The organism is Cysteiniphilum sp. (genome assembly GCF_057495195.1).
The window spans coordinates 1-11,700 of record NZ_JBXTEF010000026.1; the positions used below are offsets into that span (position 1 = coordinate 1).

Here is an 11,700-nt window from a genome sequence, read left to right on the forward strand (position 1 = left end):
ACAGATAGTGAAATACTTTATATAACTGTAGTTGGAAAAAGAAACGATGATGAGGTCTACAAAATTTTTGATCGAAAATAATACTTTACAATTGTTGTCACCAACTCATGCAATTATACTGAGGGGATCTGAACACTTACGAGTTGTTTGGTTGAATAATGATCTCCCTCTTTGGTTTCCTGTGATATTTACAAGCGATAACATCAATTTTATGGCATGATATAGCCTAAATTATCAAAGCATAATGCAAAGGAAAAGTTATGTTGGTCGGACTGATCATTGCCACCTTTATATTGGGTCTTATTATTGGGTTTTTATTCGTCAAAGTTTCAAGCAAATCACAACAAGTAAAGTTAAAAGCACTTGAAGAGCAATTGCCGCAAATCGAAGCATTACTTCAGGATAAAGAGAGTCAACTTCAGCAAAGTCAGCAACAAAACTTGGTATTAACAACGGATCATAAGCATTACCAAGAGCAAGAAAGGCGTTTAAGCCAAGAGCTTAGTATGACGAAACAAAAGTTTGAGATTCGTAGTGAGGAAGTGCTTAAGCTGCAAAATAAACTTGCCAGTGATGAGGTTAAGATTGATTCGTTAGCTAAAGATGGTGAGCGCTTGATCGTTGAGCTTAATAAGTTGTCAACTAAGCATGATGAGCTGTTAGCTAAAGTTGATCATTTAACTGAGGAAAAATCAGCACTTCAGGCGGAGCGCTCAAAACTCCTAAAACACATTGAAGCACAAGAGCAAAACGCACAGGAAAAAATAGCATTATTAGAGAATGCCAAAAAGAGCTTAACGGAACAATTTGAGAATTTGGCAAATCGCATTTTTGAAGAAAAGGGCGAGAAGTTTGCCAATCAGAATAAAGTGAATTTAGCAGAAGTATTGCAGCCGTTTAAAAATGATATTAATGAGTTTAAAAAGAAAGTTGATGATGTTTATGTGCATGAAGCCAAGGAGCGAGCCTCATTACAAAAAGAAGTCAATAAGCTGTTTGAATTAAATCAAGAGATGAACAAAGAAGCGAAAAATCTGACTAAAGCGCTTAAGGGTGATAAGAAACTGCAAGGCGATTGGGGAGAGGTAGTGCTTGAGCGCGTGCTTGAATCATCAGGCTTGCGCAAAGGTCATGAGTATGATGTGCAGACAAGCTTTAAAGCAAGTGATGACGAGGATAATACCAAAGTCATGCGCCCTGATGCGATTGTTCATTTGCCCGATGGCAAAGACGTCATTATCGATGCTAAGGTTTCCTTGGTAAGTTATGATGCCTATACGCGTGCTGATAGTGATAGCTCAAAACAAGAGTATCTTAAGAAGCATATTGACGCTATTCGTCAGCATATTGCGTTGTTATCGTCTAAAAACTACGAGCGTTTATCGCAGGTAAACTCATTGGATTTTATTTTGATGTTTATGCCAATTGAAGCGGCTTTTGTAGTGGCATTTCAACATGATGATAGCTTGTTTCAAGAAGCTTTTAAAAAGCGTATTATTATCGTAACACCAACAACCTTATTGGCAACACTAGGCACTATTCGTAACACATGGAAATATGAAAGTTTAAATAAAAACGCCAGTGACATCACCGATCGCGCAACCAAGATGCTCGATAAATTCCGTGGCTTTGTTGAAGATGTTGAGACACTTGGTAAGCAGTTAGATAAAAGCAAAGAGACTTATGATGGTGCGCTGAACAAGCTAACCAAAGGTAGAGGAAACTTAATCTCCCAAGCCGTGCAACTCGAAAATATGGGGGTACATATGAAAAAGTCGTTACCAAAAGATATTGTTGAGCAATCAGAACTGGAGTTGTCACAACATGAAGATAAGTAAATTCATTGCTCATAGAGGGGCGAATAAAATCGCGCCTGAAAATACGATGTTGGCATTTGAAAAGGCCTATGAGGCGGGAGCGCGCTGGATTGAGCTGGATGTGCAGTTAAGTGCTGATAATATGCTTTTTATCTTCCATGATAATAATGCTAAGAAGCTTACAGGGTTAGATGTTGATCTAACGAGTCAAGCTTGGGCTGATATTAGTGAGCTTCATGTATTAAACGATCGCTTCTCAGAGACGCATGCCAAGATTCCAATGATGGATGAATATTTAGCTTGGATGGCAACTAAACCAGATCTATATATCAATATTGAGATTAAGGTCAAAGCTGAATTTGATGCGGATTATGAATCGTCCTTGGTTAAAAACTTATTGGATCTTGTTGAGCGTTACCCGCAATTACATTCACGTATTTTATTGTCGAGCTTTTCAGAGTGCGTCTTAGCGCAATTGGCAGAAAGTAAAACAAAACTGGCTTGTGAGTTTCTACTGGAGGTTAAAGATTGGCAGCGTGAAGAGCATAGTATTTTTACTGAAATAAAGAAGAAGTTTGATCAGTGGGGCTGTGTCGCTCTAGGTATTAATAGCGCAGTGCTTAATCGTGAGCGTATTGCGCAACTAAAAGAAGCTTTTCACACCGTGCTAGTTTATTCGATTGGGTCATTACCAGATGAAGAAATTCATGAGTTACTGAGCGAGGGTGCTGATAGTGTATTTATCGATAGTATGAGTGCCTTACAATCTGACGTAAAACGCATTGGTTTTTTAGCAACAGGTGATGAAATCACCACCGGTGATGTTATTAATACCAATACTCCTAAGTTAGCTGAGAAGCTCTATGAACATGGTTTTCAGCCGGGGTTACATCTAGCTAGTTTTGATGCTAAAGAGAAGCTCAAAACAAGTTTACGATTCTTGCTGCAAGAGCACGATGTTGTTATTACAGTGGGTGGTTTGGGACCCACCGAAGATGATAAGACCTGCGAGGCGATTGCGGAGGTTTTTAATAAATCGTTAGTGTTTAATGAAGATTCTTGGCAGCGAATTTTCACGCGTATTTCCAGTCGCTTTGCAACTGTGCCTGAGAATAACAAGAAACAGGCGTATTTCCCCGAAGGTGCTGAGGTGCTTGTTAATGCGCAAGGTACGGCAGATGGTTGTTATGTCAATGTTGATAATAAGCATTTGTTTATGCTACCGGGTCCACCACATGAATGTTTGCCAATGTTTGATCAAGAGGTTTTACCTAGACTGCTTTATTTAAAGCTACACAACACGCCGGTACGCTATCAATGGCAATTATTAGGTGCTTCAGAGGCGCATATTGCTGAGATGTTAAGCCCATTAGCAGCTGAATATCAGCTAGAGCTTGGTTATCGTGCGGCATATCCATATCTTGAGGTTAAGCTACATGCCACGACTGCACAGGATGTGTCGTTACTTGCTAATGAGATCACCAAAGTGGTTGAGCCATTTCTAGCAACAACGACTAAGCAACATGCCAGTGAAGTGCTTAAGACGTATCTCAAAACAGGTGAGGTGAGTCTAAGCATGCAAAAAGATGTCACTAAAGGCTATGTATACAGTCATTTAGCACAGTTGATGCCAATCACCGAAATTAAGCCAAAGTTAAGTATTCAGTTGCAAACCAATGGCATGCTTGGGTTTTGGGGTAAGAGTGGACAGTTAGTTGATGATCTGTCGTTAGTTATTAAGGCAAATGACCACATTAAAAATAGAAGCTTTGAACAAGAGCATCATGTGCGTTTTAGTAATAAAGGCAAACATAGTTTTCAATTTATATATGAGTGGATTTGTGCGCAAGTCTTACATGTTATCCAAAAAGAGGGGATTTAAAGAATGAGTAAACCATTAGTTGGCGTTGTTATGGGCTCAAAGTCTGATTGGGAGACAATGCAAAATACCACAGAAACCTTAAAGCAATTGGGTATTCCTTATGAAGTTCAAGTTGTTTCAGCGCATCGCACACCTGATTTATTATTTAGCTATGCGGAAACAGCCGAGCAAAAAGGCTTAAAAGCAATTATTGCAGGTGCCGGAGGAGCGGCACATCTACCAGGTATGCTTGCAGCGAAAACGCATATCCCAGTGCTTGGAGTACCGGTGCAATCCAAAGCCTTATCAGGGCAAGATTCATTGTTATCTATTGTGCAAATGCCAGCAGGCATTCCAGTGGCGACATTTGCCATTGGACGCGCGGGTGCTGTCAATGCTGCTTTGTTTGCATGCAGCATGTTGGCTGCTGAGCATCATGAATATAATGAGGCAATTAAACAGTATCGTCAGGCACAGACGGATAGTGTGTTAAGCTCAACGCAGCTTGAATAGACGATTTATATGCATTTCAAGGCGGTCTTGCCTGTCGCATGTCCTGTCTCAAGCAGTTCATGTGCCTTATAGGCTTCGCTAAGATCAAAAGTATTATGAACATAAACATCTAAAGATCCTTCTTCACAAAGCCCAGCAAGCGTACTAAGTTCGGATAAGTTGGTTTCAGCTAGCATGCCACAAGCATTATAATTAAGACTGTGCGCATGAGCTAGCACTTGATCTCTAGTGTTGGTTGGAATGGTTACTAAGCGCCCTTTAGGTTGTAATGTTTTAAATGAGCGAATGCCTGTATCACCACCAATCAAATCAATGACAAGATCAATATTGTTAATCATGTTTTCAAATGGTGCAACATGGTAATCAATTACCTCATTTGCACCAAGCGATTTAACGAAATCATGATTTTTTTTAGAGGCGGTTGTGATGACATAGGCGCCTGTTGCTTTAGCCAATTGAATGGCTAGATGTCCAACACCGCCAGCGCCAGCATGGATTAATACACGTTCATTATCTTGTAACTTGCCATGTGTATGTAGAGATTGCCAGGCGGTAAGCCCTGCGATGGGCAGGCAAGCTGCTTGCTCCCAAGTGAGCTTGTCAGGTTTAATCACAACTTGACTAGTTTTGATTTTACAATATTGACTATAACCATTAAGGTTATCAAATCCAAGGCGTCCTATAATATGTTGACCTAGGTTAATATTCTGGACATCAATACTCTTATCAATGACTTCTCCACTGATATCAAACCCGATACCTGAAGGAAAGTTAATGTTAGCGCTAGCAAAGCTTGAGCCATTTCTGATTTTAGCATCAATAGGATTTATACCGCTTGCAAAAACCTTTATTAGGAGAGTGTTTCGATCATCAGTATCAATCGTTGGTGGGTCGATCTCGGTGCATTGTAAAACTTGTGGTGAGCCAAAAAAATTAAATTGAATCGCTTTCACGTAAAGATCCTATTTGTTAAATGGGTGTTGTAAATTCATTAGTGGCAATTTCTGCTAATACCGATGTTAAGTTATCAATAAAGCGCTGTGTTGTTGCTGTTGGTAAATCACCACGCAACATAATTCTAATTCCTGCTTTACCTTTTGGAACAATAGGAAAAAAAACAGCTGAACAATAAAAGCCGCGTTTAAACATTTCTTTGGATAGATAAACGGCTTTATCTTGCTCGCCAACTTCAACGACTTTAATATTTAAGCTATTACCTTTCTGTGGTGTGTTGATTTGTTGATCAAATAAATCAATATTACTTTTCAATTGTTGCTGAAGCTGATTAAGCTCTGATGTTTGATGTACTTCTAAGCTTCCTAGTGTGGTGCCTATTGCTGCAGTTCTTAAGCTTTGCGACCAGCCAAGAGGACCTGTCCGGTAGAGGAAGTCATAATGCTTTTTGGAACCAAGCATAGCAATACCTCCTGTACTACCAAAAGCCTTGGCAATTGAAGCAACAATAATTGTTTGCTCATTCATTTCTGGTAACTGAGAGCGTACATAGCCCTCACCTTTTTCTCCCCATGCAGATAGTGCATGCGAATCATCATAGTAAATAAATAAACCATATTTTTCTTGCAGATATTTTAATGCGGTAACATTGGCAGAACCACCCACAGAGTAAACACCATCACATACATAGGCAACACGAGGATATTTTTTGCAAATATCTTCTAAATAATTCATGTCGTTGTGAGGGCATGTTAGAACAAGCGTCTCATCGGCAACAATCGGTTTCATAAAAGCCATCGAAAAATGAGCAAATTTATCAAATACAACGACAAGGGGTTCGCTATTAGTAAGGTGTCCAGACCCTAACATTGGTAAAATAGCTGCGGTTATTGCACTGCATGAAACTGCAGGTAAAACAGGTGTGTCAAAATGTTCCGAAAGTTTAGTTTCAAGCTCTTCCATAATGCCAAGGCGAATTCTAAATTCTGCCATTGATAATCCGGTAACGCCGTTTTCAAGTAGTGCCTTGACGCCTCCTGCGATGACTTGAGGGTGAGAGTTTAATCCTAGGTAGGAGCATGAACATAAATTAACAATTTCTTGCCCGCTATCGAGATCTAAAAGATTATTTTGAGAGCCATTAAATTTTACGCGAATACCTAGCATGTTATTTTGCTGTGCGATATCCCAAGCGTATTCACTTGCCGGCACCATTTTTTGATTATTTCGGTATATATGCGGTCCTATTATTGATGATTGTGATGTGTCTTGTGTCATATGTTGTTCCTGTTTTTTATATGAGTGCAGCAACAGACTCTAGTGATGTTGCATGATCGTGTTGTGTAACATATTGAATATCACATTCTTGTTTAAGCCATTTTCGTACGTCGGGGCTAAGTAGAGGCGCGATTTGTGAAAGTATGGCTTGATAATAACTATTCAGTTGATGTTTTTCCTGAGCTGTTAAGAGTGTTGTATCAATTAGCGCTTTACAATAAGGAATAAGTGTTAATGTTTCAAAGCAATAAAAGGCATTACCCTCTGGGGTTGTTGCTGTGGATTGATCAGTGACTAGGCATAAATTTTCAATCCGGATGCCATAGTGATCTTCTAAATATAACCCTGGCTCGTTACTTATAATCATGCCAGGTTTAAGAGCAACGCCAGTGCTAACTTTAGATATTTTTTGTGGACCTTCATGAACACATAAGGTGCTGCCAACCCCATGACCTGTGCCATGTTGATAATCTAGCCCCTCTTCCCATAAATACATTCGAGCTAATGCATCGAGATGTTCACCGCATGTGCCTTGTGGAAATTTTGCTCGTCCAAGTGCCAAGTGACCTTTTAATACAAGCGTATAATGTTTTTTCTGCTCAGCTGTAGCCTCCCCTAAATGAACGGTTCGAGTAATATCAGTCGTGCTTTCTAGATACTGTGTTCCAGAATCAAACAAATATAAGCTTGAATTATCAATCACTTTATTTGTTTCAGCCGTGGGATCATAATGAATAACTGCGCCATTGCTAGCAAAAGCACTTTTGGTTTCAAAGCTTAAATCAATGGCGTGGGGCATTTGCAATCGAAATTCTTTTAGCTTAGTCGCAGCATCAATTTCCGTAATTCCATAACGCCAATTTTGTTCTAGCCAATATAAAAAGTTAATGATGGCAACAGCATCCTTACTATGGGCTTGTCGCGCACCAGCTTGTTCAATTTTATTCTTGCAGCTCTTTTTCATAATGATTGGCGAGGGTAGATAAATAATCGTATTGTTACTGTTATGGGAAGCCAGATTATAAATCCACATGGATGATTGTTGTTCATCTAGTATGATGGTTCCCTCTAAGTGCTTAAGGTGATGCTCAAACTGCTTATATTCGGAAATGGTGACATGATTTTTCTCAAGATATGCTGAAACTTCAGCATTCAATTTTTGTGGGTCTGTGAATAAGTACGTTTTGTCTTGGCTAACGATAACATAACTAATCAACAGTGGTGTATTCTCAACATCAGCAGCACGAAGGTTGAGTAGCCAACAAATTTCATCTAGCGTGTTAAGTACTAAGTAATTAGCGCTATGCTCAGATAAAAATGCTTTTAACCACTTTAGTTTACTGTCACAACTTTCGCCTGTGTATTGTTGGTTCAATATAAAGGCTTCAGATTGGGGTAATTCAGGTAGTTGGTTGAAATGAAGTCTGCATGTGTCAATTAAATTTTCATCAATAAAGAGTAGCTTGTTTCCTGATTTTGCAAGTTCATCACTGAGGTTATTGGCTCTTTTAATGCTAATGGTTTTTGGATCTATCCCTATTGAGCTATTGTTTGCATTAGCAGTTAACCAATCAGCGGTCTTGGGCAAATAGGCTGTTTGCTTTAATAAGGAAAAAAATTGCTTATCCATTTGGTTTGTTGCTTGTAGAAAATATCTGCCATCTGTTGATAAATAAGCATGTTCCTGACCAATAAGCGCCTCACCTGCTGAGCCTGTGAAACCAGTTACCCATGGTCGGCGAGACCAACATTCAGGTGGGATTTCATTGTTGTGTGGATCTGAGTTTGGGGCAATATAGTAATCTAGTTGGTGTGAGTGCATAAGTTTGCGTAGTACGTGTAGGCGTTCTTGCATGGTAGACATAGATTCTCCTTGATGTCTGTTGTTTTTTAAATAAAGAGTTTAAAATTTAACGATTTGTACTGATTACAGATATGTGATTTCCCTAAAGATAAATTAAATAATAATCACGTGAAAAAATAAATGTCAATGATGTTTAGCGATAAAAATGTATTAAACTTTCATTATCGTCAAAAAACTTTAAATAAAAAGGCGGAAAGCATAAAAATGGGCGCATGTTAAATTTTAAATTAAAAATAAGTTAAAAAATCCAATGAAAACCAATGTTTTATTAAACATACCATTACAATTTGTTACAAATACTTCAAAAAAACGTTGAAATCTAGCTTTAGGGGTGGTAAACCTATAAATGCTTTTTTTAGATCAATATGATTTGAAGTATGCCGATAGGGTAAATGGGACAAGTAACGAAAACATGGGGAAGTTTTATGCAGGGCAAGATGAATTCACTTATCGAAATTGAGTTACAAGGATTAGTGAATTTGGTTGGGGATGTTAACCCAATTCAGATTAATGAATATCAATTACGAATTCTAAACGTTCAGAAACAAATGGAAATCCACAAAATCGATGCCTTGTACGTCAATGCAGGCACTAATTTGCAGTATTTTACAGGGGTTAAGTGGAATCCAAGCGAGCGCATGGTTGGAGCAATTATTCCGCGCGAGGGTAATGTTCGCTATATTTTGCCTAAGTTTGAGCAAGGAACTTTTGAAAGCTTACTGATGTTAGACGGGGAGATTTACTGCTGGGAAGAGCACCATAACCCATATGCCTTATTTGCAAGCGTTGTGCAGCAGTTGAATGTTGGTAAATCTGCGGTTATCGCACTTGATCACTCAATGCCGTTTTTTATTTATGATGGTATTTTGTCATCTTGTCACGGAGTTCAATTTAGCAATGCCGAAAATATTATTACAGCATGCCGTTCAATTAAATCCGAGCATGAGCTTAAAATTATGCAGTGTGCTAATAATATGACGCTAGCGGTGCAAAAAGCGGCAGCAAATATCTTATATGAAGGCATAAGCACAGAGGAAGTAACAGCGTTTATTCATCGTGCTCATCAACGAGTTGGTGCCAATAAAGGCTCAACATTCTGTATCGTTTTATTCGGAAGTGACACTGCTTATCCACATGGGGTAAAACAGCCTAAATGTTTGGATGTGGGTGATGTTGTATTGATAGATACAGGGTGCACATTGCATGGCTATCATTCAGACATTACCCGAAGCTATGTGTTTGGCGAGCCAAGTAGCAAACAAAGGAAAGTGTGGCAAGACGAAAAAGACCTACAAAAAGCGGCTTTTAATGCTGCAATTAATGGTAAGCCATGTGCTGATGTTGATAACGCAGTAAGGGTATTGCTCAAAGAGAAAGGCTACGGCCCAGATTATAATTTGCCTGGTGTGTCTCATAGGACGGGGCATGGTATTGGTATGGATATTCATGAATCACCTAATTTAGTAGGAAGTGATGAAACGCTGCTTAAAGTTGGAATGTGTTTTAGCAATGAACCAATGCTTATTGTCCCAGAAGAGTTTGGTTTTCGTCATGAAGATCACTTTTACATGACCAATGATGGTCCAAGATGGTTTACTAGACCAATGCATAGTTTGGAAAATCCATTCGCAGAGCTAGTTGCTAGCGCGTAGACTCATCTAAATGGATTGTAAATCCAAAAAAAATTCCATTTTATTCAATTATCATTAAATAAGTTAATGTCTTAGACAAAGGAGAAATGTGTATGAATGACATTCCTATTATTGATTTGTCAGAAGCAAGGTTAGGCTCTAAACAAGCAATGAAAGAAGCAGCCTTTTCAATTGATAAAGCATGTAAAGAAGTTGGTTTTTTTGTGCTCACCGGACACGGGGTTGCTAAAGATGTTATACAACGAGCATATGATGGGTTAGCAGAGTTTTTTAGCTTAGAGCCAAAAAGGAAAGTGGCGTGCAAGCTGCCATCAGGCTTTACACTGAATCATAATGATTACACACCTTATGGCTATAGTGGTTTGTTAGAGGAAAATGCATATGCCTATATGGGTGAGTATGGTAAGCCAAGTGATTATGTTGAAAAATTTAGTATTGGAAAACTGATTATTGCACAAGATCCTAAATTATCATGTTTAATAGACAATAATGACGTTGGGCGTATTGTGGGTAAGGCAAAAGACTACTTTGCAGCATTGGAGGATTTATCGCTTTATTTGGCAAAACTATTTGCCATTGCCTTGGATTTACCTGATGGCTTTTTTGAGACAAGAATTCAAAATTCAAATGATTCAATGCGATTACAGACTTATCCTGGGTTTCAAAATGGGTTTACAAATAACCAAGGTATGGCAGAGCATACAGATGGTAGTTTGTTTACGTTATTGACTGACAGCTCTCCAGGAATCCAAGTGATGACCAAAGATAGTCAGTGGATAGAGCCAAATTTGACAGAGTTAGATTATATTCTGGTGAATATTGGCGACTTGATGATGCGTTGGTCAAATGATCAATATGTATCGACTCGTCACCGAGTCGTGTTGCGTGATAAATCTCGGCAATCAATTGTATTCTTTAAACTTGCTAATGATGACACGATGATTGAGGCGTTTCCTAAGTTCTGTAGTGCTGAATATCCTGCTAAATATGCTCCTATCATATATGAGCAATTCTCATTGCAAAAAATGAACGCTTTATTTGGACGAACGCCTGAGGAAGCAATCTAATTTTCACATATCACTTAATAAAGAAGGATCTCATTTATGTATAGCTATTTATATACACCAGCATTAAAGTTGGATGCTCTTGTTCGTAACCCTGCAACCAATGCAAATATGATTGTAGTGGACTTGGAAGATGCAACACACGTTCATAAGAAAGAAGCGGCAAGACATAAAGCCAAAGCATTTAACTTCAAGCCGCTACTGGATTTAGGTATTAAAATCGGTGTGAGAGTTAATAATTTGTCAAGTATCGATGGGCTTTTAGATGTACTGTTATTGCAGGATATGTATCTATCTGGAAATACAGCATTTGAATATGTATTTTTACCTAAAGTGAACCACGCGCGAGATTTAGAAATATATCGCTCTTTTTTTGCAGATAGCCCATTTCAACCTAAAATTTATACATTTATTGAGACGGTTGAGGCAGTGGAAAATGCCAATGAAATTGCAAAACTAAGTGATGCTTTGTGTTTTGGTCAGGCAGATCTTGTGGCACAAATGTATGCTCCAAATCAAGCCTATGTTGATTATGCTAGAGCTAAATTGTGTATTGCGGCAGCTAAGAATAATTTGATGGCAATTGACACGAACTCCTTTGAAATTAACGATATGAATGTATTTAAATGCGAATCAAGGGTTGAATAATAATCAAAAATAAAGTTTACGAGTTGCCAATCCATAATTTATTGTGTTA

Annotated in this window: 9 protein-coding genes; 6 read left to right on the plus strand and 3 right to left on the minus strand. The window is 38.6% G+C overall.

Annotation, left to right across the window (positions count from 1 at the left end; translation table 11 throughout):
* The first annotated feature begins 260 nt into the window (after window positions 1-260).
* Genes ACY10D_RS02475 through purE form a run of 3 tightly spaced genes read left to right on the plus strand, consistent with a single transcriptional unit; the run spans window position 261 to window position 4,191 of the window.
* Complete coding sequence (locus ACY10D_RS02475) at window positions 261-1,838, plus strand: DNA recombination protein RmuC (RefSeq protein WP_486999222.1); 1,578 nt, start codon at window positions 261-263, stop codon at window positions 1,836-1,838.
* Entirely contained in the window at window positions 1,825-3,699 is a 1,875-nt protein-coding gene (locus tag ACY10D_RS02480) for a glycerophosphodiester phosphodiesterase family protein (protein WP_486999223.1), read from the plus strand. Before ACY10D_RS02475 ends, ACY10D_RS02480 begins: the two co-directional genes overlap by 14 nt.
* Before the next feature lie 3 nt (window positions 3,700-3,702).
* On the plus strand, window positions 3,703-4,191 hold the full coding sequence (gene purE / locus ACY10D_RS02485; protein ID WP_486999224.1) for a 5-(carboxyamino)imidazole ribonucleotide mutase: 489 nt from the start codon (window positions 3,703-3,705) through the stop codon (window positions 4,189-4,191).
* Window positions 4,192-4,196: 5 nt separating this feature from the next.
* Here the strand turns inward: purE and ACY10D_RS02490 are convergent, their stop codons facing one another.
* Genes ACY10D_RS02490 through ACY10D_RS02500 form a run of 3 tightly spaced genes read right to left on the minus strand, consistent with a single transcriptional unit; the run spans window position 4,197 to window position 8,287 of the window.
* Window positions 4,197-5,144 (minus strand): NADP-dependent oxidoreductase, encoded by a 948-nt coding sequence (locus ACY10D_RS02490; protein WP_486999225.1) that lies wholly within the window; start codon window positions 5,142-5,144, stop codon window positions 4,197-4,199.
* A gap of 16 nt (window positions 5,145-5,160) precedes the next feature.
* Window positions 5,161-6,423 carry an aminotransferase class I/II-fold pyridoxal phosphate-dependent enzyme gene (locus ACY10D_RS02495; protein ID WP_486999226.1) on the minus strand — a complete coding sequence of 421 codons (1,263 nt, stop codon included), beginning with the start codon at window positions 6,421-6,423 and terminating at the stop codon, window positions 5,161-5,163.
* A gap of 16 nt (window positions 6,424-6,439) precedes the next feature.
* Window positions 6,440-8,287 carry a M24 family metallopeptidase gene (locus tag ACY10D_RS02500; RefSeq protein WP_486999227.1) on the minus strand — a complete coding sequence of 616 codons (1,848 nt, stop codon included), beginning with the start codon at window positions 8,285-8,287 and terminating at the stop codon, window positions 6,440-6,442.
* A 437-nt stretch (window positions 8,288-8,724) separates the two neighbouring features.
* Here ACY10D_RS02500 and ACY10D_RS02505 point away from each other — a divergent pair, with 437 nt between their 5' ends.
* The 3 genes from ACY10D_RS02505 to ACY10D_RS02515 all read left to right on the plus strand — a co-directional run bounded on the left by ACY10D_RS02505 (window position 8,725) and on the right by ACY10D_RS02515 (window position 11,651).
* The gene (locus ACY10D_RS02505; RefSeq protein ID WP_486999228.1) at window positions 8,725-9,939 is read left to right on the plus strand and encodes a M24 family metallopeptidase; all 1,215 of its coding nucleotides are present in this window, start codon (window positions 8,725-8,727) and stop codon (window positions 9,937-9,939) included.
* Between the two features lie 92 nt (window positions 9,940-10,031).
* Window positions 10,032-11,006, plus strand: coding sequence for an isopenicillin N synthase family dioxygenase (locus ACY10D_RS02510; RefSeq protein ID WP_486999229.1), 975 nt, complete (start codon window positions 10,032-10,034; stop codon window positions 11,004-11,006).
* Between the two features lie 36 nt (window positions 11,007-11,042).
* Window positions 11,043-11,651, plus strand: a complete 609-nt coding sequence (locus tag ACY10D_RS02515) for an aldolase/citrate lyase family protein (RefSeq protein WP_486999230.1) — start codon at window positions 11,043-11,045, stop codon at window positions 11,649-11,651.
* Window positions 11,652-11,700: the final 49 nt, after the last annotated feature.

Excerpts from the sequence above, each read along its gene's own strand:
- ACY10D_RS02505 (WP_486999228.1), top strand. The coding sequence starts at position 8,725 with ATGAATTCACTTATCGAAATTGAGTTACAAGGATTAGTGAATTTGGTT.
- ACY10D_RS02500 (WP_486999227.1), bottom strand. The coding sequence starts at position 8,287 with ATGTCTACCATGCAAGAACGCCTACACGTACTACGCAAACTTATGCAC.
- ACY10D_RS02475 (WP_486999222.1), top strand. The coding sequence starts at position 261 with ATGTTGGTCGGACTGATCATTGCCACCTTTATATTGGGTCTTATTATT.
- ACY10D_RS02510 (WP_486999229.1), top strand. The coding sequence starts at position 10,032 with ATGAATGACATTCCTATTATTGATTTGTCAGAAGCAAGGTTAGGCTCT.
- ACY10D_RS02495 (WP_486999226.1), bottom strand. The coding sequence starts at position 6,423 with ATGACACAAGACACATCACAATCATCAATAATAGGACCGCATATATAC.
- ACY10D_RS02515 (WP_486999230.1), top strand. The coding sequence starts at position 11,043 with ATGTATAGCTATTTATATACACCAGCATTAAAGTTGGATGCTCTTGTT.
- ACY10D_RS02480 (WP_486999223.1), top strand. The coding sequence starts at position 1,825 with ATGAAGATAAGTAAATTCATTGCTCATAGAGGGGCGAATAAAATCGCG.
- purE (WP_486999224.1), top strand. The coding sequence starts at position 3,703 with ATGAGTAAACCATTAGTTGGCGTTGTTATGGGCTCAAAGTCTGATTGG.